The sequence below is a fragment of the Cupriavidus malaysiensis genome (genome assembly GCF_001854325.1).
GTDB classification, from domain to species: domain Bacteria; phylum Pseudomonadota; class Gammaproteobacteria; order Burkholderiales; family Burkholderiaceae; genus Cupriavidus; species Cupriavidus malaysiensis.
The window spans coordinates 2,017,969-2,036,898 of the sequence record NZ_CP017755.1; the positions used below are offsets into that span (position 1 = coordinate 2,017,969).

Annotated in this window: 16 protein-coding genes and 1 pseudogene; 15 read left to right on the forward strand and 2 right to left on the reverse strand. The window is 70.0% G+C overall.

The annotated features are described in order from the left end of the window. The first annotated feature begins 7 nt into the window (after window positions 1-7). The 7 genes from BKK80_RS28465 to BKK80_RS28495 all read left to right on the forward strand — a co-directional run bounded on the left by BKK80_RS28465 (window position 8) and on the right by BKK80_RS28495 (window position 8,493). The gene (locus BKK80_RS28465; RefSeq protein WP_071019615.1) at window positions 8-973 is read left to right on the forward strand and encodes a helix-turn-helix transcriptional regulator; all 966 of its coding nucleotides are present in this window, start codon (window positions 8-10) and stop codon (window positions 971-973) included. Window positions 974-1,236: 263 nt separating this feature from the next. Continuing rightward, a complete protein-coding gene (locus tag BKK80_RS28470) occupies window positions 1,237-1,506 on the forward strand; it encodes a hydroxyquinol 1,2-dioxygenase (RefSeq protein WP_157903362.1) in 270 nt (89 codons plus the stop codon). A 371-nt stretch (window positions 1,507-1,877) separates the two neighbouring features. Then, entirely contained in the window at window positions 1,878-3,890 is a 2,013-nt protein-coding gene (locus tag BKK80_RS28475) for an alkaline phosphatase family protein (RefSeq protein ID WP_071019612.1), read from the forward strand. 31 nt (window positions 3,891-3,921) lie between these two features. Beyond that, window positions 3,922-4,122 (forward strand): hypothetical protein, encoded by a 201-nt coding sequence (locus BKK80_RS28480; protein WP_071072241.1) that lies wholly within the window; start codon window positions 3,922-3,924, stop codon window positions 4,120-4,122. Between the two features lie 50 nt (window positions 4,123-4,172). Next, window positions 4,173-6,308, forward strand: coding sequence for a phosphocholine-specific phospholipase C (locus tag BKK80_RS28485; protein WP_071019607.1), 2,136 nt, complete (start codon window positions 4,173-4,175; stop codon window positions 6,306-6,308). 172 nt (window positions 6,309-6,480) lie between these two features. Next, entirely contained in the window at window positions 6,481-7,401 is a 921-nt protein-coding gene (locus BKK80_RS28490; RefSeq protein ID WP_071072243.1) for a LysR substrate-binding domain-containing protein, read from the forward strand. 246 nt (window positions 7,402-7,647) lie between these two features. After that, a complete protein-coding gene (locus BKK80_RS28495; protein ID WP_071040078.1) occupies window positions 7,648-8,493 on the forward strand; it encodes an isocitrate lyase/PEP mutase family protein in 846 nt (281 codons plus the stop codon). A gap of 140 nt (window positions 8,494-8,633) precedes the next feature. Here the strand turns inward: BKK80_RS28495 and BKK80_RS28500 are convergent, their stop codons facing one another. After that, on the reverse strand, window positions 8,634-9,554 hold the full coding sequence (locus tag BKK80_RS28500; protein ID WP_071019599.1) for an alpha/beta fold hydrolase: 921 nt from the start codon (window positions 9,552-9,554) through the stop codon (window positions 8,634-8,636). Window positions 9,555-10,355: 801 nt separating this feature from the next. Between BKK80_RS28500 and BKK80_RS28505 the strand changes: the two are divergent. From BKK80_RS28505 to BKK80_RS28540, 8 genes and pseudogenes are all read left to right on the forward strand, one after another. Then, window positions 10,356-11,114, forward strand: a pseudogene (locus BKK80_RS28505) (IS481 family transposase); the annotation flags it as partial. A 616-nt stretch (window positions 11,115-11,730) separates the two neighbouring features. Continuing rightward, window positions 11,731-12,435 (forward strand): HAD family hydrolase, encoded by a 705-nt coding sequence (locus BKK80_RS28510; RefSeq protein ID WP_071019597.1) that lies wholly within the window; start codon window positions 11,731-11,733, stop codon window positions 12,433-12,435. Window positions 12,436-12,588: 153 nt separating this feature from the next. Beyond that, a complete protein-coding gene (locus BKK80_RS28515; RefSeq protein ID WP_071019594.1) occupies window positions 12,589-13,623 on the forward strand; it encodes a M14 family zinc carboxypeptidase in 1,035 nt (344 codons plus the stop codon). After that, the gene (locus BKK80_RS28520; protein ID WP_071019592.1) at window positions 13,620-14,372 is read left to right on the forward strand and encodes an alpha/beta fold hydrolase; all 753 of its coding nucleotides are present in this window, start codon (window positions 13,620-13,622) and stop codon (window positions 14,370-14,372) included. Before BKK80_RS28515 ends, BKK80_RS28520 begins: the two co-directional genes overlap by 4 nt. A gap of 105 nt (window positions 14,373-14,477) precedes the next feature. Next, window positions 14,478-15,398 (forward strand): alpha/beta hydrolase, encoded by a 921-nt coding sequence (locus tag BKK80_RS28525; protein WP_071072245.1) that lies wholly within the window; start codon window positions 14,478-14,480, stop codon window positions 15,396-15,398. Window positions 15,399-15,746: 348 nt separating this feature from the next. Beyond that, window positions 15,747-16,040, forward strand: coding sequence for a hypothetical protein (locus BKK80_RS28530; protein WP_071019586.1), 294 nt, complete (start codon window positions 15,747-15,749; stop codon window positions 16,038-16,040). A 130-nt stretch (window positions 16,041-16,170) separates the two neighbouring features. Then, window positions 16,171-16,863: an alpha/beta hydrolase gene (locus BKK80_RS28535; protein ID WP_071019583.1), complete on the forward strand. Its 693-nt coding sequence runs from the start codon at window positions 16,171-16,173 to the stop codon at window positions 16,861-16,863. An 80-nt stretch (window positions 16,864-16,943) separates the two neighbouring features. Then, a complete protein-coding gene (locus BKK80_RS28540) occupies window positions 16,944-17,312 on the forward strand; it encodes a hypothetical protein (RefSeq protein WP_071019581.1) in 369 nt (122 codons plus the stop codon). Between the two features lie 69 nt (window positions 17,313-17,381). On the opposite strand, the gene mdtD is transcribed toward BKK80_RS28540, so the two are convergent. Next, complete coding sequence (gene mdtD / locus BKK80_RS28545) at window positions 17,382-18,803, reverse strand: multidrug transporter subunit MdtD (protein WP_071072247.1); 1,422 nt, start codon at window positions 18,801-18,803, stop codon at window positions 17,382-17,384. Window positions 18,804-18,930 lie beyond the last annotated feature (127 nt).

Sequence of the window (18,930 nt, forward strand, 5' to 3'; positions counted from 1 at the left end):
GGCCGTCATGGATATTCCGCGCCTCATCCTCGAGTTCTACCGGTGCGCGCACGAATGCGACGCGGCTTCGTTCCAGGACACGGTGCTGCGGACACTGCAGGGTGCGCTGCATTTCGACGCCGGCAAGTGGGGCATCGGCCGGATCGCACCGGACGGCATCCATTTCCTTTGCGCGCATCTGTTCCACGACGACCCCGAAGCCCCGCTGCTGTACGAAAGCATCTCGCTGCAGGACACCGCGGCCTTGCGTGCGCTGGCAAGCCCGGGCATGCCGGCACGCTTTCATGCCGAGAGCGAGTTCGGCGCCGCCTCGCAGAAGGCGCTGCTCGACTACAAACGACGCTTCCGCCATGCGAACGGCCTCATCACGGTGCTACCCGGCCAGGACGGCACGGTACAGAGCCTGTCGCTGTACCGCCATGCCCCCAACCAGCACTTCAGCGCGGCCGACACACGCCTGTGCCACCACCTGGTTCCCCACTTGATGGAAGCCCTCGCCATCAACCGGTCGCTGGCGCTGGCAGCGCTGCCGCCCTCCTTCGGCGAGCAGCGCTATCCCGGCGCCATCGTCGCCCTCAGCGGCTACATCCTGCACGCCGAAGCGGCCTTCCTCGACCTGCTGCGCGCGGAGTGGCCGCAGGCCGAGGCACTGCACCTGCCCGAAGCCCTGCGCGCCGCGCTGGTCGCGCAGGGCCGGCCGGCCTTCCTCGGCGAAGCCATCGCCGTGCGCCGCGTGCTCGGCGGCGAGCCGCTCTTCCTGCGGGCCAGGACACGGCTCCCGGTCGACCGCCTGACCGCGCGCGAACTCGCCATCGCGCAATGCCTGGCGGCCGGCGACAGCTACAAGACGATCGCGCGCAAGCTGTCGATCGCGCCGGCCACGGTGCGCAACCACATCGCCGGCGCGCACGAGCGTCTGGGCATCCGCTCCAACGCGGAACTCGTACTGCACCTCAAGGCCGCCGCCTTCTGAATGCGCCACACGAACGCGCACTGGATGCGCACTGGACGCACGCTGGCTGCGGGATTGATGCATTTGCATCATTGGCAGGCCCGGCGCCGATTCCTATGCTCACCCTGCGCGGCCGGAAGGCCCGTGCCAGCCCCCCGGCGGAAGCGCCCCGGCGGAAGCACCCGACTCCCGCCAGGCACGGTGCGCGCGGCGCTCCCTTGTCCATGCGCCGCCGCCCGCGCCGCTCCCCCTGGGGCATGCCCCGTCACCCGCAGGAGAAACCCATGACACCTCATCATCGAATGGCCTGGATGGCGGCCCTCGCGGCCGCACTGGGCACCGGCGTCTGCGCCGCGCAGGCAGCCCCGGGCGCGATCGGGGCGGCCCGTCCGTCGATCGACGCCCATTACGCCGCCGCAGCGCGGAGCGCCACCGGCACGCACGACCCCTACACCGACGGCATGCGCACCATCAGCGACCTGCGCGATCCGTTCACTGACGGCAGCCGTTCGTCTTCCGCCCCGCGCGACCCCTACAGCGAAGGCGGCAACTGAGCGCCGCGCACTCGCGCCGCACCGTTCCCTCTTTTCCGCGCCGGGCCGGCCGCCCTCCCTGAGGGGGGCCGGCCCGCCTGCATACGCCGGTCTCCGGTCCCCTCCTAGCGTCCCGCATGACGCCGGCCCGCCCCCTCCGGTGAGCGGCCCGGCCCTGCCCGCGCACGCGGCGGCAAACCCCGTGCGCGGCCCGCTCAGCCGGTGCTCGGCCAAGAATCCGAATGACCGCATCAGGATTCTTTCCCCATCTGTCACTGCGATGACAAGCCCCCTCCTTACGCTGCGTACGCATTGCGGGGAGCGCAATCCGACACGCATCCAGCGCCGTGGCACACAGGCGCCGCGGCACAACAGAAGAAGGGGAATCTCAGATGGCATGGACTCGACACGCACGCCTGGCGTGCGGACTGGCATTGGCCGGCACGCTGGCCGCCTGCGGCGGCAGCGATGACGGCGCTGCGGCATCGGGCGGGCAGAACCCGCCCTCGCCCAGCACCCAGACACCGGCGACGGCCAGCAAGAAGGTGCTGCTGGTCGGCGTGGACGGCGCCACCTATTCCGCGCTGCAGTCGGCGCTGCTGGCGCACGCGCTGCCGAATCTCGGCCAGCTCACGCTGATGCCCAGCGCCACCGGCGGCACCCTCGGCACGGTGACCGAGCAGGCACCGCTGGACGCGCCGAGCTGGGCCACGGTGCTGAGCGGCACCTGGCGCAACCGCCATGGCATCGCCGACGACAGCGCCAGCCAGCTGCAGGCGCCGACGCTGTTCGCCCGGCTGCGCAGCGCCGCCGGCAGCGCGCGCCAGGCCGGCGCCGCCACCAGCTCGATGGTGATGCCCGGCCTGCTCAAGTCCGACCAGGCCAGCGGCGCGCTGAACACCCTGGTCGACTGCGCCGGCGCCGACGACTGCGTCACCCAGAACAGCCTGCGCCTGGTGCGCGCGGGCTACGACACGGTGTTCGCGCACTACACCGCGCCCGCCGCCGCCGCGGCCGCGGCAGGCCTCGAAAGCAGCGCCTACACGAGCGCCCTGGTCAGTGTCGACGCCGCGCTCGGCAAGCTGCTGGCTGCCGTCGCCGAGCGCCGCAAGGCCAACCCCGGCGAGGACTGGCTGGTACTGGTCACGGCCAGCCACGGCCTGGACGCCACCGGCGCCACCACCTCGGTGCCGATGCTGGAGAACCGCACCGCCTTCATCGCGCTCAACAAGGCGCTCAACGCAGACCTGACCAGCCCCGGCGGTCCGGCCCCGACCAACAATGCCCAGCTGGCGGCGCTGCCCAGCGGCGCCGACATCGCCCCGACCCTGCTGGACCATGTCGGCGTGCGCGCCGACGCGGCCAGCAATGCCACCGACGGCGCCTCGCTGATCGCCAGCGCCACCGGCGTGCGCGGCATCGCCACCACCGTCGGCCGCTACGGCGACGCGCTGCTGCTGAACTGGCAGAACCCGTCCGCCGCCAGCGGCAGCATGACCCTGCTGCGCGACGGCAAGACGGTGGCGACGCTGCCGGCCGGCACCACCCAGTACAACGACAGCGGCTTCGACCTGGCCAGCGGCCTGTACCGCTTCAACTACACGCTGGTGCGCAACGGCGTGCCGACGTCCTACCTGGCCCAGATGAACTACATCCGGCCGACCCCGCTGGCGACCACGCTGACCAATAACCTGGCGCTCTACTACAGCTTCGACAAGCTGCCTCCGGTCGACGTCAAGGGCGCCTCCACGCTCGGCCCGTGGATCGCCGGCACCGACGGCGGCTCGGCCAGCACCGACAACTTCGGCAGCGGCGCGCTCAAGGTGGACTCGCGCATCGATGCCTACAAACTGGCCTTCAGCGGCACCGACCTGGCGCTGAGCCCGCAGTTCACCATGGGCTTCTGGTTCAAGACGGACTGCACCCAGGGCAACGGCACCGGCGAGCCCATCCTGTCGAACAAGGACTACTACACCGGCAGCAACCCTGGCATTGCCATCGCCCTGTGGGGCAGCTGCGAGCTCCGCTTCAACATCGGCAGCGGCGGCAAGCGCGACGACATCACCGGCATGAAGGTCAGCGCCAACCAGTGGGCCTATGTCGCCCTGTCGATCAACGCCACCGCCAAGACCTTCAGCGCCTACATCATCGACCCCGTGCTGGGCCTGCAGAAGACCGAGAACAAGGCCATCGCCAACACTGACGTCAGCAAGCTCGGCGGCCTCGGCACCAAGACCTGGGGTGTCAACGACGACGCCACGCATAACTACGTCGCCAACAATCCGGGCTCGCTCAAGGGCGTGATGGAGTTCAACGACCTGGCGATCTGGACACGCACCCTGACGCTGGACGAGCTCAAGTCGATCCCGGGCTCGCGCCAGCCGATCTCTTCGCTGCAGCCGTGACAGCCCAACCTCATCATCGGACCTCACTGACATGACGCCACTCCTCCACACTCTTGCGCGCATGCGCTGGCTCGGCGCCGCGCTGCTGTGCGCCGCGCTGGCCGCCTGCGGCGGCGACGGCGGCAATGCCGGCACCACCGGCGGCACCGGCTCGCCGGCGACGCCCGCGGCCGACGCCGATGCGCCCAACCAGACGCCCGACAAGACGCCGCAGAAGCGCTGCGCGCCTTGAGCGCCGCGCCTGCCGGAAACCGCCCACCATTCCACGCTGCACGCACTGACATGACTTCGTCCAGCCGACGCAACTTCCTTCGCATGGCCGGCAGCGGCACCGCCGCCGCCGCGGCCCTGGCCGCCTTCCCGCCTTCCATCCGCCGCGCCCTGGCCATCCCGGCCAACAACGCCACGGGCACCATCCGCGACGTCGAGTACGTGGTGATCCTGATGCAGGAGAACCGCTCCTTCGACCACTATTTCGGCACGCTGATGGGCGTGCGCGGCTTCGGCGACCGCTTCCCGATCCCGCTCGCCGGCGGCCTCAACGTCTGGCAGCAGACCTACACCTCGGGCTCGCGCACGGTGCTGCCGTACCACCTCGACAGCCAGGCCGGCAACGCCCAGCGCGTCAGCGGCACGCCGCACAGCTACCCCGACGCGCAGAACGCCTGGGACCTCGGCCGCATGAACAAGTGGCCGACCTACAAGCAGACGCAGTCGATGGGCTACTACACCTCGGCCGAACTCGATTTCCAGTTCGCCCTGGCCAATGCCTTCACCCTCTGCGATGCCTACCACTGCTCGTTCCACGGCGGCACCAATACCAACCGCCTGTTCCACTGGACCGGCACCAACGATCCCACCGGCGCCTTCGGCGGGCCGGTGATCGACAACAGCGGCGACTCGCTCGATGCCACCGGCATCAACTACCGCTGGACCACCTACCCGGAGCGCCTGCAGGCCGCCGGCGTGAACTGGAAGGTCTACCAGAACATGCCGGACAACTACACCGACAACCCGCTCGCCGGCTTCGACCAGTACCGCAAGGCCAACGCCGCGCGCGGCAACGCGGCCAACGGCAGCCCCTATCCGGCCTACACCGTCAATGACGAGACCATCAGCCCGCTCATCAAAGGCATCGGCAACACCATGCCGGACGCGGGCTTCCTGCAGGCCTTCAAGGACGACATCGCCGCCGGCAAGCTGCCCCAGGTCTCGTGGATCGTGGCACCCGCCACCTACTCCGAGCACCCCGGGCCGTCCAGCCCGGTGCAGGGTGCGTGGTACACCCAGGAAGTGCTCAATGCCCTCACCGCCAATCCCGATATCTGGAGCCGCACCGTCCTGCTGATCAACTTCGACGAGAACGACGGCTTCTTCGACCATGTGCCGCCGCCGTGCGCGCCGGCCTACGACGGGGGCGTGCTGGCGGGCGGCGCGACCATGTCGGCCGACGGCGAATATCACACCGACCAGCACCCCTACGGTCCGGGCCCGCGCGTGCCGATGTACGTGGTCTCGCCCTGGAGCCGCGGCGGCTGGGTCAACTCGCAGGTGTTCGACCACACCTCGGTGCTGCGCTTCCTGGAAGCCCGCTTCGGCGTTGCGGAGACCAATATCAGCGCCTTCCGCCGCGCCGTCTGCGGCGACCTGACCTCCGCCTTCAACTTCGTCACCCCCAACCGCGAGGTGCTGCCCACGCTGCCCAACCGCGACAAGACCAGCGCCGACGCCATCCGTACCGCGCAAGGCCTGCTGGCCCAGGTACCGCTGCCCACCGTGGCGGCGCAGAAACTGCCGGCCCAGGCCACCGGCTCGCGCCCTTCGCGGGCCCTGCCCTACGAGCTGCACGTCAGCGCCCGCGAAGACTACGCCGGCCGCCGCGTCTGGCTGGCCCTGCGCAACACCGGCAAGGCCGCCGCGGTGTTCCACGTCTATGACCGCCTGCACCTGGACCGCGTGCCGCGCCGCTACGCGATCGAGCCGGGCAAGGAACTCAGCGGCAGCTGGGACACCTTCGCCAGCGACGGCGGCAAGTACGACCTGTGGGTGCTTGGCCCGAACGGCTTCCATCGCGCCTTCCAGGGCGACGTCAGCGCGCTCGGCGTGCCCGGCGCCAGCGCGCCGGAGATCCGCGTCTGCTACGACGTGGCCAATGCCCACGTCTACCTCGACCTGATCAACACCGGCACGGCTGCCTGCACCTTCACCGTGACCGCCAACGCCTATCGCGGCGACGGCCCCTGGACCTACGAGATCCCGGCCGGCAAGCAGATCGAGCAGCACTGGCCGGTGGGCCGCCAGGGCAACTGGTACGATTTCACCGTGACCACCGCCCAGGGCGGCTTCCTGCGCCGCTTCGCCGGACGCCTGGAGACCGGCGCCGACAGCGTCTCCGATCCCGCCATGGGCCAGGGCTGATGCGCCGCGCGGGCCGGCCCGCCGGCCCGCCACCCACCTGCGCCCCGGTTCAGTGAACCAGCCTTCGCCAAGGCGGCCTTCCGGCCAGGGAGGCCGCCTGTCTGCACGCCATCCACGCGACTGTCACAAACCGCCCGTAGACTGGCGCCCCGCATACTCTCCCACCCCTATCATGCTCGGCGACCTGTTGATGACCTTCTTCGAGGTGGCCCGCCAGGGCAGCATCACGACCGCCGCCAAGCAGCTACGCGTCAGCCAGCCCACCGTCACCGGCCGCATCCGCCAGCTCGAAGACCTCTACGGCGTGGAACTGTTCTACCGCCGCGCCAGCCGCGTCGACCTCAGCGACGTCGGCGTGGCCCTGATGCCCATCGTCGAGCAACTGGTGCAGCAGGAAGGCAGCGCCGACTTCCTGCTGCGCAACGCCGGCGACCTGCGCTTCGGCAACCTGCGCATCGGTGCCACCGGCCCGTACTACATCCTGCGCAGCGTGGCCGCCTTCCGCCAGCGCTACCCCGCCATCGACGTCAGCATCGACATCGGCAACTCGCAGCAGATGCTGGACGCGCTGTTCGAGTACCGCATCGACGTCGCCATCTCCTCCCACACCGTCGACGACCCCCGCCTGGCGCGCGTGATGCTGGCCTCCGACCCGCTCGTGCTGGTGGCGCCGCCCACCCATGCGCTGGCGTGCCAGACCAGCGTCAGCCTGGCCCAGCTCACCACCTGCCACCTGTTGATGCGCGAACACGGCTCGATGACCCGCAAGGCGACCGAGACCGCGCTGGCCGACGCCGGCTTCGAGCTGCCGCAGCACACCGTGATCGGCAGCCGCGAGGCGATCTACGAAGCGATCCGCCAGGGCCTGGGCGCGAGCGTGGTGCCCCTGGGCGAAGTGCCGGACGACCCGGCGCTGCGGGTGGTGCCGTTCTCGTGCCAGCCACCGGTGTTGCATGAGTACCTGTATTGCCTGGAGAACCGCAAGGGGACACGGCTGCTGGGGGCCTTCCTCGATTGCCTGGTGTTGCCGCAGGAGCGCGGCGGGGAACGGGTCGGGACCCGCAGGCCGGCGCCGGCACCGGCGCGGACCTGAGGCATAACGGGCCGCATCGTTCGATACCGGCCCGGGTGCTCGCCCTGGGTGCTTGCCCCGGGCGGGCGGCCGGAGCACGCCCCGGTGCAGCGGGTGCGGCCCGCTGCGGTCCGCGCATGCCGGAGCCCCCGCCGGCATGCCCGGCCGGCATCCCCGGCATGCGCACATTTCCCTTGATTCCGGGGGCGATGCACAGTGAAATCTACGTCCCATCACACAGTCGGGCCATGCGCCCGCGACCTCATCATGCAAGCATTCTCTGCCGAGCATCGGAAGAAGGCCCAGGCCTTCCGCGATCGCCATTTCCAGGGCGAGGGTTTCATCATTCCCAATCCCTGGGATGCCGGCACGGCCCGCCTGCTAGCCCATGCCGGCTTCGAAGCGCTGGCCACCACCAGCGCGGGACTTGCCTTCTCGCTCGGCCTGCCGGACGGCGCGGTGCCGCGCGAACGGGTGCTGGCCCACCTGGAGGAGATTGCCGCGGCGACCGGGCTGCCTGTCAGCGCCGACCTGGAGAACGGCTACGCCGACGCGCCGGAAGATGTGGCCCGCACCATCCGGCAGGCCGCGCAGGCCGGTGTCGTCGGCGCCTCCATCGAGGATGTCACCGGCCGCGCCGACGCGCCCTTCTACGACATCGGCTTCGCCGCGGAACGGATCCGCGCGGCGGTGGAGGCCGCGCGCGCCCTGCCCATCCCCTTTACCCTCACGGCACGGGCCGAGAACTTCTTCCTCGGCAAGCAGGACCTGGCAGACACGATCGCCCGGCTGCAGGCATTCCAGGAAGCCGGCGCCGACGTGCTCTATGCACCGGGCCTGAGCCGCAGCGAGGATATCGCCACGGTGATACGCGCGGTGGACAGGCCGGTCAACGTCCTGGCCGGCTTCGGCGGCTCGACGCTGAACGCACCGGAACTGTTTGCCCTCGGGGCCCGGCGCGTCAGCGTGGGAGGCGCGATGGCGCGCAGCGCCTTGGGCGCCTTCATGCAGGCCGCGCGTGAGATGCAGGAGCAAGGCAGCTTCGGCTACATGCGGACTGCCGCGAGCGGCGCGGCGATCAACGCGATCTTCCGCCCCTGCGCGACCAACTGATCCGCGTGGGCGCCGCCGTGGCAGCGCATGCTGCCGGGAAACATGCCATTTGCGCCGGCATTGGCTTGCTCTCCCATTCTTTGCCCTTGGCGCTGCTCCCCTTCCTGGCTGAGCTTCCCATGGCGGTGCGCGCGACCCGCTCAGGTCTGGCGCATGAACGCCGAGACCAGGCCGGCCACGGCAGCCGGGGCATCTTCCAGGCAATAGTGGCCGACTCCCGCCAGGCGCTTGACCGGCGCCGCGGGAAAGATCTCGGTGAACAGGGGCAGGAAATGCTCAGCGCCGAGCGTGCGGTCCGCCTCCCCCCAGATCGCGAGCGCCGGTTTGCCGCGGATCGCCCGCTCCGCCGCCGCATCGGGCGTTTCGAAGCGGTGAGCACCGGTGGCGAATCCCTTGGCCCAGCCGATGGCGCCCAGGCAGTCGGCCGGCGTGGCGAATGGCGCGGCATAGGCCGCCAGCCAGGCATCGCTGATGATGGCGTTGTGTTCGAAGCCGTTCAGTTTCAGCGTGCTCAGGATATTGAAGCCGAGCTGGCCCAGCACGGTTTCCAGGCTGCCGTCCGCTTCGGCCTTGGCGATCCACCGGAACCACGGTGACTCGGCGGCATTCGCCATGACTCGCTGCGGCAGGGTCGCCTGCCCGAAGGGAGTCGGACCGTTGGCGCTGATAACGCGGCGGATCCGGTCCGGATGGCGGGCTGCCAGCCCCATTCCGACAGGACCGCCGAAGTCGTGCATCACGAGCGTGATGCCGGTGAGGTCGAGCGACAGGACCAATCGTTCGAGATTGTCGATGTGGTCCTGCAGCCAGTAACTGCGGCCTTGGGGCGTTTCGCTCTTGCCGAATCCCATATGGTCGGGAACGACTACGCGCCAGGTCCCGCGCAGCGTCTTGATGAGATCGCGGAACAGGTAGCCCCAGGTTGGCTCGCCGTGCAGGCAGAGCAGGACTTCGCCGTCGGCGGGGCCTTCATCGACGTAGTGCATGCGGAAGCCGGGGCTGTCGGTGAAATGGGGGGTATAGGGGAAGGTGCCAGCCAATGTTGTCGCGTGATCGGTCATCGTTCGTTCCTCCATCTTTTTTGGTTGCAAAATAAAACCAGATGGAATTTACAAGGCATGGTTTTGTTTTGCAACCACATGGTGATGAGGGGTTCTTGCTGGGTGGGCGTGGTGCATGTCGGGCGGTGTTGGTATGCGGGGCAACGGCCTGTTTCGGCTCTCGTGACTTGGTGCTTTGGTTGGGGCGATGTCGGTGTGCGAGGCAAAAGCCTGTTTCGACTCCCCTGCGGGGAGCCGACCTACTTTCTTGTCTTGCCAAGAAAGTAGGCAAAGAAGGCGCGCCGGGTGCGGCTTAAAACCCCCTCGCGTGCTGGGGCAAAGAGCGGCCGGGCCCCAACTCGGATCGCCTTAAGGCGATCCTCAGACAGGGGGCCCTCTTTTCCGCTCCTTGCCCCAGCCCGCGAGGCGCCGCACACGGCAGGGAACAGACGCCACGCCTCGCTTCGCTTCGGGTGGGCTGTGTTCGGCCAGCTGCTGGCCGAACACAAAGGCTTAGCAAACCTGGCCGTTATGCAAAAGTGAGCCCGCTCGCAGACCAACGGTTGGCCTTTCCCTCCCGTGTGCGGCGCCTCGCGAATTGGCCCCGGCCGCCGATGAAGCCCGTCCGCTGTCTGAGCGGCCGCAGGCCGCGAGTTCGGACGGGCGCGGCGGCCGGGGCCAATTCGCGAGGGGGGTTCGCCGCACCCGGGTCGCCTTTCTTTGCTTACTTTCTTGGTCTCGCTGTATAGACCGGGGACATGGTGGACAGGTGTGCGAGGACATGGTTGACACTTCACGGCAGAGTTTCTGCCGGAGTCCGTCATGTCCTGGAGCCCACGCGACACCATGAGCCTGCGCCACGAATTCGTCCTGCTCGCCCAGCAAGAGGGCTGCAATCGCCGCCAGCTTTGCCAACGCTACGGCATCTCCCCGCAGACCGGCTATAAGTGGATTGCTCGGTACACCGAACAGGAGATGGCTGGCTTGGTCGAGCGGTCGCGCCGGCCCGCGACCAGTCCGACCCGAACGGCGGAGGAACTGGAGCGACTGGTCGTCGCCCTGCGCCTGCAGCACCCGGCTTGGGGCGGACGCAAGATCAGCCGGCGGCTTCAGGATCTGGGCCACACACCGGTGCCGGCTCCGAGCACCGTGACGTCCATCCTGCATCGGCATGGCCTGATCTCACCCGAAGCCTCAGTCAAGGCCCAGCCGTGGCAGCGCTTTGAACATGCGGCGCCCAATCAGCTGTGGCAAATGGATTTCAAGGGCGGCTTTCGCACGCACGATGGCCAGATGTGCTCACCATTGACGGTACTGGACGATCATTCCCGCTTCGCCGTCACGCTGGCCGCCTGTACGCAGACCCACACCGCTGTGGTCCAGGAGCACCTGGCCCAGGCCTTTCGCCACTTCGGACTGCCTTGGCGTATCAACGCCGACAAGGGGGCGCCGTGGGGCAGTCCTTCACAACCGGGTCAGCTCACCGGCCTGGGGGTCTGGCTCATCCGGCTGGGCGTGCGCCTGACCCATAGCCGTCCGGCCCATCCTCAAACCAATGGCAAGGACGAACGCTTTCACCGGCCGGGGCCCATTCGCGAGGCGCCGCCCACGGGAGGGAAAGGCCAAACCGTTGGTCTGCGAGCGGGCTCGCTTTTGCATAACGGCCAGGTTTGCTAAGCCTTTGTGTTCGGCCAGCTGCTGGCCGAACACAGCCCGCCCGAAGCGCAGCGAGGCGTGGCGTCTGTTCCCTGCCGTGTGCGGCGCCTCGCGGGCTGGGGCAAAGAGCGGATTAGAGGGCCCCCTGTCTGAGGATCGCCTTAAGGCGATCCGAGTTGGGGCCCGGCCGCTCTTTGCCCCAGCACGCGAGGGGGTTTTGAGCCGCACCCGGCGCGCCTTCTTTGCCTACTTTCTTGGGCAAGACCAAGAAAGTAGGTCGGCTCCCCCGCAGGGGGAGTCGAAACAGGCCGTTGTCACACTGACCGATACCACTCGAATCCACGCGCAAAAGCCTTGCTTCACGAAAGCGAGTCGGCTCCCCGCAGGGGGTCGAAACAGGCCGTTGTCTCGCAGACCAGCATCGCCCGAAGACAGGCACCAAGTCCCATCCAATACCAGCATCAAAAAACTTACGAAAACCATCACGCACCAGTCACCCCACTGCCACATGCTTGCGGCTTTCCCCCAGGAGCCCCCAAGCATGACCAGCCTCGCCCTGTTCGACCTCGACCACACCTTGCTGCCGCTGGACAGCGAGTACGAGTGGACACGCTACCTGGTGCGCGTCGGCGCCCTCGACGCGGCCGAGGCGGATGACTACAACGCGCGCTGGCTGGAGGCCTACCAGGCCGGCACGCTCGACGCGCGTGCCCACGCGCGCTTTGCCCTCGGCCTGCTGGCGCGCCACCCCCGCCTCCGGCTGGAGCAATGGCGCGCCGACTTCATGCGCGAGGTCATCGAACCGGCTTTGCTGCCGGATGCCGCGGCGCTGCTGGCGCATCACCGGCACGACGGAGCGCTGTGCTGCATCGTCACGGCTACCTGCCGCTTCGTCGCCGAACCGATCGCGGTGCGGTTGGGCGTGCGGCATCTGATCGCGGTGGAGGCCGTGGTCGATGGGAGCGGTGAGTTCACCGGCGAACTGGAAGGCGAGCCCAGCTTCGGCGCCGGCAAGGTCGTGCGCGTGGCACAGTGGCTGCAGGCGCAGAACCTGCGCCGCGAGGCCTTCGATCGCATATTCTTCTACAGTGATTCGCGCAACGACATCCCGCTGCTGGAGCAGGTGAGCGACCCGGTCGCGGTCAACCCCGACGCCTCGCTGCTGGCGCTGGCGCGCGCGCGCGGCTGGCCGGTGCTGGCGCTATCCACCGATGCCCCGGCCGGCGCCGCGCTATCGGCGGCCTGAGGCGGCGGCACGCGGGCACCGGCAGGCCGGACTTCCCCCGCCGTCGCGGCCATGTCATGCCGGATTCACAAAGCGTCGCCATCATCACTGCCGCCGCCGCCTCGGGATACGGTGGAACGAGGCGGAAGAAGCGACCCCGGAGACCGTACGCGCATGGCATCGCCCGACCCGCGCAGCGCCAGCTTTGCCGAGTATGAGCAGCTCCAGGACATCCTGGCGGCAGGCGTCGGCGTGCTGCGGGCGCGCGTGGCCTGCGAGGTCAGCACGCAGGGCCACCGCTTTGCCGTCTACGTGGCCTGCCTCGGCAGCGAGGCGCCGCAGGCGCCGGCGATCGGCATCTTCGGCGGCATCCACGGCCTGGAGCGGATCGGCACGCTGCTGGTGCTCGACTATATGCGCGCGCTGCTGGGCCGGCTCGAATGGGATGAGCTGCTGCGGCGCCAGCTCGAATCCGTGCGGCTGGTCTTCATGCCGATCGTCAATCCGGGTGGCATGTGGGCCGGCACACGCGCCAACCCCGCCGGCGTGGACCTGATGCGCAATGCGCCGCAGGACGCCGAGGGCGCGGTGCCCTTCCTTGCCGGCGGCCAGCGCTACGGCGCCTGGCTGCCGTGGTACCGCGGCCGCGCCGGCGCGCCGATGGAGAGCGAAAGCGCCGCCATGCTGCGCGTGGTCGAGGAGGAACTGCTGCCGCGCCCGCTCAGCTTCGCCGTGGACTGCCACTCCGGCTACGGCTGGCGCGACAGCATCTGGTTTCCCTATGCGCGCACCACCCGGCCCATGCCTCACCTGGCCGAGATGTTCCTGCTCAAGACCTTGTTCGAGCAGGCCCACCCGCACCACGGCTACGCCTTCGAGCCGCAGAGCCAGCAGTACCTGCTGCACGGCGACCTGTGGGACTACGCCTACGACCGTGCGCGGGCGCCCAACCTGTTCCTGCCGATGACGCTCGAACTCGGCTCCTGGCTCTGGATCAAGAAGAACCCGCGCCAGCTCTTCTCGCGCCAGGGTATCTTCAACCCCATCATGGCCCACCGCACCGCGCGCGTGCTGCGGCGCCACGTCAGCCTGTTCGATTTCCTCGGCCGCCTGGCGGTGGCGCCGCAGCGCTGGCTGCCGCACGACGAGCAACGCGAGCGCCTGCGCCAGGCCGCGGCCGCCCACTGGCTCGGCGGGGAGCGCCGGTGAGCGGCGCTCCGTGGCTGCTGCTGCGCGGCCTCTCGCGCGAAGGGCGGCACTGGGCCGAACTGCCGGCACGCATGGCCGCGCAGGGCCTGGGGCCGGCCGTGCTGGTCGACCTGCCCGGCTGCGGCCGCCATGCGCGGGTGCCGGCACCGCTCACGGTCGGCGCCATGCGCGACTTCGTGCGCGCGCAGGCGTGCGCAGCGGGGCTGCGGCCGCCCTACCGCCTGCTCGCCATGTCGCTGGGCGGCATGGTGGCGCTCGACTGGGCGCAGCAGCATCCCGGCGAGGTGGCCGCTCTGGTCCTGATCAACACCAGCATGCGGCCCTATTGCCGCGTCGACCAGCGGCTGCGCCCGCGCGCCTGGCCCGCGCTGCTGGCGCTCGCCGCGCGCTGGCCGCGCCACGCCGAACGCGAACGCCTCATCCACGCGCTGACCTGCCGGCGCACGGATACGCTCGACGCCGACCTGAGCGCCTGGAGCGAGATCGGTGCCAGCGCGCCGGTCAGCCGCGCCGCGGCACTGCGCCAGCTGTTCGCCGCGGCCCGATTCCGCGCCCGCCCGGGCGCGCCCGCCTGCCCGGTGCTGCTGCTGTCATCGGCCGGCGATGGATTGGTCAGCCCGCGCTGCTCCGAGCGACTGGCCGGCGCCTGGCGGGCGGAGCTGCGCTGCCATCCCTGGGCCGGCCACGACCTGCCGCACGACGATCCCGACTGGCTGGACCGTACCCTGCGCGAAGCTGTTGCACGCTGAGCCCCGCGGAACCCGCCCCGGGGATGCCGCGCCCCGCCGATGCGGCTACACTCCTGCCATGCAAGTCCTGACCCGATCCCCTGCCCGTCCCGACCGGAGCGGCCGATGACCCGCCCGAGCTCACGCAAACCCTTCCCGCTGGCACGCTGGCTCGCCGGCGCCGCCTGCGCCGCGCTGCTGGTGGCGCTGGGCCGCGAGGCCCTCTACCTCGCGGTCGAGCACGGCGCCTTCCAGCCGTCCCGCCTCGGCCCGCTGACCCCGGAAGACTTCGGCGTACCGTCGCAACAGTCCACCTTCGACAGCGGCGACCGCACCTTGCATGCATCTTTCGTGCGCGCCGCCGAGCGCGATGCGCCGGCGCTGCTGGTGTACCACGGTGACGACGAGAGCCTCTCCGACTGGGCCCGCGCGCAGGCCCTGCTCTACCGCGCGGGCATCAGCAGCTTTGTGTTCGACTACAGCGGCTATGGCGCCAGCAGCGGTCACCCCACGGTACGCCATCTGGAAGAGGACGGGCGCCAGGCCTACCAGCGCTTCCTGGCGGCAACCGCCGAGGCGCCGCGCCGCTACGTGCTGGGCTACTCGCTCGGCACGGGAGTGCTGCTCGGCCTGATCGACACGCTGCGGCCGGCGCCGGCCGGCGTGGTGATCGCCGCCGGCTTCAGTTCGGCGCGCGCCGCGGCCGTGGCGACCGGCATCGTGCCACCCTGGCTGGCACCGCTGCTGCCGAATCCCTGGGACAACGAAGCGCGCGTGCACGAGCTGGGCCTGCCGCTGTTGCTGGTCCACAGCCGCAGCGACGAAGTGATTCCCTTCGCGCAGGCGGAACGGCTGGCGCGCGCCGCCACCGGCCCGCACCGGCTGCTGGCCCTGGACGGACTGGTACACAACGCCGCCATCGAAGCCGACGAGGCCGCCAACTTCTGGTCGCCGATCGCGGCCTCGCTGCGCAGCGGCGCCCTGGCCGTCGCGCCTCCGGCGCACGACGCTCGTCCGCCGGCCGGCACGCCGGCGCGGCGCGGATAGCGGGATAGCGCGCGGGAAAGCCGCTGAACGGCGCGAAGACGGCCGTCGCGGCCGTCGCGGCCGTTGCGGCCGAGGCAAGAGGAAAAGCAAGAAGAAAAAAGAGGGGAAGGCAGGCGCACGTTCCCGGAGCCGAGCCCGGCCCCGCGCCCGGGCGGCGCCGGCGCGCTGCGGTGCGCCCACACCAGCGGTGACCGGTCAATCTACTCCTGCCGCGCGCATCCGGCAACCGGCCATGTGGATGAGTTGCGACGCTGCCGCGTGTCACAGTGGCGCCCGGCATTCTTGTCTATAGTGCTCACATGGCCAGAACATCGAATCGCCGCTGTTGACAGCCCTGGAGGTACTGCCATGCGTTTGTTCGCGAACCTGTTCAGTCAGCCCACCCCGGAAAAGATCGCCGCGCGGGAACTGGAGAACATGAGGCTGACGCTGTTCCAGGCTGAACGACGACTGCTGGAAGCACAGATGCAGGTCGACTATTACCGCGATGTCATCGCCTTCCTCGAGGACGTGGCGGCCACCGGTGTCGAGGGCGTGGTCGACAAGCGCCGCGCCGCCGCTCGCCCCGCCGCCGAAACCGCGCCGGGCGCGCGCCTGGCCCCCGGCCTGACCACGGTGCCCATCGTGCCCTCGGCCGCCTGACGGGGCGGACGCGCCCCGGCGGCGTAGCGGGCCGGCGCCCGCCATACCGGCCATCGCCGGCTGTGCGATACTCGCGCGGCCGGCCGGCCGCGCGTTGTGGCCTGGCACGGGCACTCCCCAGGAACAGGCCATGAACGAACTGCTGCCCGCCATCGAACTCGAGACCGCGCCCGCGCCGGCGTTCACCGTCATCTGGCTGCACGGCCTCGGTGCCGACGGCAGCGACTTCGTGCCGGTGGTGCCGGAGCTCGGCCTGCCCGCGGCGCCAGGCGTGCGCTTCGTCTTTCCGCATGCGCCCGCCATGCCGGTCACGTGCAACGGCGGTTACGTGATGCCTGCCTGGTATGACATCTACACCCTGGACAACGCGCGCCGCCATGCCGATGAAGACGGCATTGCCGCCTCCTGCGAGGCGGTGCGTGCGCTGATCGCCAGGGAGAACGCGCGCGGCGTGCCCTGTGCGCGCATCGTGCTGGCAGGCTTCTCGCAAGGCGGCGCGATCGCCTATACGGCCGGCCTGACGCATCCGGAGCCGCTCGCCGGCATCATCGCGCTGTCCACCTACCTGCCGGCACCGGCCCTGGTGGACGCCGGCATGCGGGCGGACAACCTGGCCACGCCGATCTTCGCCGCGCATGGCAGCGAGGACGACATCGTGGCGCCGGCGCTGGGCGAGCAGGCACGCGACGCGCTGCGCGAGCGCGGCTGCCAGGTGGCCTGGCATACCTACCCGATGCCGCATTCGGTGTGCCTGGAAGAGCTGCGGGACATCGGCGCCTGGCTGCGTGCACGGCTGGCCGCGGCGCCGGCCGGCGAGCCCTGAGCGGGACCTGAGCGAGCCCGATCGAGCCGGCCATATGGTAGTCTCGCGTCCTTCCTGAATTCCGCCACCCCGTGCACGGCATGAAGCCCGCCCCGATCGTCCGACTCGATTTCAATACCCGCAAGGCCCTGCTGTTCGCGCTGACCGCCGAGCGGCTGTCCGCCTACTACGAGCACCGCACCTGGCTGACCGAGGCCCAGGGCGCGACGCTGGCCGCGCAATGGCTGTCGCGCTCCAAGCTGCAGCTCGCGCTGGCTGAGCGCCGCCTGCTGTCCGAGCTGAGCGACGAGTTCGCGCGCCAGCTCGCCGGCACGCTGTCGCGCGAGGCTGGGCTCTATGCCTCGCACGAGATGATGGAAGCGCTCGACCCCAACTACCAGTCGGCCTTCGCCCACGACCTGCTCGACGAGTGCGCGCGCCTGCTGCGCGAGCGCGGCGTGGAAGAGTAAGGCAACGGTAAGGCAACGGCGGCGCACGGCAAGCGGCGCAGCGGCGCCTGCGCGCGCCGCAGTGCAGGCTCAGCGGCCTGTGGTGCGCGCGGCGCCGCGGCCCCCGCGGCCCCCGCGGCCCTTCTCCAGCTCGGCCATGTCGAGGCGCCGGAACACCGCGGCCGAGGCCAGTGTGATCAGCCCCACGGTGAGGAAGGCCAGCCGGTAGGCACCGCCGCCCATGCCGGCGTGAGTGGTGAACAAGCTCACCAGCCCGCCGCCGATGGTCACACCCAGTCCGATCGCCAGCATCTGCACCATCGAGAAGAGGGAATTGCCGCTGCCGGCGTCTTCCCGGCTCAGGCCCTTCAGCGTAACGCTGTTCATGGCCGCGAACTGCATCGAGTTGGTGGCGCCGAACAGCGCCAGCTGCGCCGCCGCGAGCGCCATCGGCCAGCCCGGCGCGATCGCCGCGAAGGAGGCGATCGACGCGCCCACCAGCACGGTGTTCACCAGCAGGAAGGTGCCATAGCCGTAGCGGTTGACCAGCGGCACGATCCAGCGCTTGGCGAGGGCGCCGGCCAGCGCCGCCGGCAGCAGCATCATGCCGGAGTGCAGCGGCGAGTAACCGAGCTGAAGCTGCAGCAGCAGCGGCAGCAGGAACGGCACCGCGCCCGAGCCGATGCGGCACACCAGGTTGCCGGCCAGGCCAACGCTGAAGTTCGGCTCGCGGAACAGCGCCAGGCGGAACAGCGGCGCGCGGCTGCGGCGCGCATGGGGGATATAGAGCAACGCCGACAGCAGGCTGGTGGCGAACAGCGCGCCGCTCCACAACGCGTGGGCCGCGCCGCCACCGCCGCCCGGTGCGTCCAGCGCGAGCGAGAAGGCCACCATGCACAGCGACAGCAGCCCGCAGCCCAGCCAGTCGAAGGGCGGCGCCTGCAGGCCGCGGTCGGCCGGCAGGTAGCGCAGCACGGCCGCCAGCCCCAGCACGCCGATCGGCACGTTGATGAGGAAGATCCAGTGCCACGACACGCTCTGCACCAGCCACCCGCCCAGCATCGGCCCGAAGATCGGGCCCACCTGGCCCGCCACCGAGACGAAGGCCAGCGCGGCGATGTACTGCTCGCTGGAGACATTGCGCAGGATGGCCAGGCGCCCGATCGGCAGCAGCATCGAGCCGCCCAGGCCCTGCACGACGCGGGCCGCCACCAGTTGCGGCAGCGTGTGGGCGCCGGCGCAGAAGAGCGAGCCCAGCACGAAGATGAGAATCGCGGCGAAGTAGACGCGGCGGGTGCCGAAGCGGTCGGCCAGCCAGCCCGAGGCAGGCGTCAGCATGGCCATGGTCAGTGTGTAGGCAACCACCACCGGTTGCAGCGCCAGCGGGGTCTCGTCGAGGCTGCGCGCCATCGAGGGCAGCGCGGTGTTGACGATGGTGGTGTCGAGCGTCTGCATGAAGAAGCCGGCGGCGACGATCCACAACATCGGCATGCGGGGGGAATCCTGGGTCATTGTCCTTCTCGGTAGTGCCGCATGCCGCACGCCGTGGCACGCCGGGACTGCTGGCATGTTAATCAGCCGCGCACCGATCGTGAACCCCGCTGGCGTCATTGACTGCCATCGGATTTGCCGATGACAA

Coding starts and splice junctions, on each gene's coding strand:
- BKK80_RS28465 (WP_071019615.1), top strand. CDS start 8: ATGGATATTCCGCGCCTCATCCTCGAGTTCTACCGGTGCGCGCACGAA.
- BKK80_RS28470 (WP_157903362.1), top strand. CDS start 1,237: ATGACACCTCATCATCGAATGGCCTGGATGGCGGCCCTCGCGGCCGCA.
- BKK80_RS28475 (WP_071019612.1), top strand. CDS start 1,878: ATGGCATGGACTCGACACGCACGCCTGGCGTGCGGACTGGCATTGGCC.
- BKK80_RS28480 (WP_071072241.1), top strand. CDS start 3,922: ATGACGCCACTCCTCCACACTCTTGCGCGCATGCGCTGGCTCGGCGCC.
- BKK80_RS28485 (WP_071019607.1), top strand. CDS start 4,173: ATGACTTCGTCCAGCCGACGCAACTTCCTTCGCATGGCCGGCAGCGGC.
- BKK80_RS28490 (WP_071072243.1), top strand. CDS start 6,481: ATGCTCGGCGACCTGTTGATGACCTTCTTCGAGGTGGCCCGCCAGGGC.
- BKK80_RS28495 (WP_071040078.1), top strand. CDS start 7,648: ATGCAAGCATTCTCTGCCGAGCATCGGAAGAAGGCCCAGGCCTTCCGC.
- BKK80_RS28500 (WP_071019599.1), bottom strand. CDS start 9,554: ATGACCGATCACGCGACAACATTGGCTGGCACCTTCCCCTATACCCCC.
- BKK80_RS28510 (WP_071019597.1), top strand. CDS start 11,731: ATGACCAGCCTCGCCCTGTTCGACCTCGACCACACCTTGCTGCCGCTG.
- BKK80_RS28515 (WP_071019594.1), top strand. CDS start 12,589: ATGGCATCGCCCGACCCGCGCAGCGCCAGCTTTGCCGAGTATGAGCAG.
- BKK80_RS28525 (WP_071072245.1), top strand. CDS start 14,478: ATGACCCGCCCGAGCTCACGCAAACCCTTCCCGCTGGCACGCTGGCTC.
- BKK80_RS28530 (WP_071019586.1), top strand. CDS start 15,747: ATGCGTTTGTTCGCGAACCTGTTCAGTCAGCCCACCCCGGAAAAGATC.
- BKK80_RS28535 (WP_071019583.1), top strand. CDS start 16,171: ATGAACGAACTGCTGCCCGCCATCGAACTCGAGACCGCGCCCGCGCCG.
- BKK80_RS28540 (WP_071019581.1), top strand. CDS start 16,944: ATGAAGCCCGCCCCGATCGTCCGACTCGATTTCAATACCCGCAAGGCC.
- mdtD (WP_071072247.1), bottom strand. CDS start 18,803: ATGACCCAGGATTCCCCCCGCATGCCGATGTTGTGGATCGTCGCCGCC.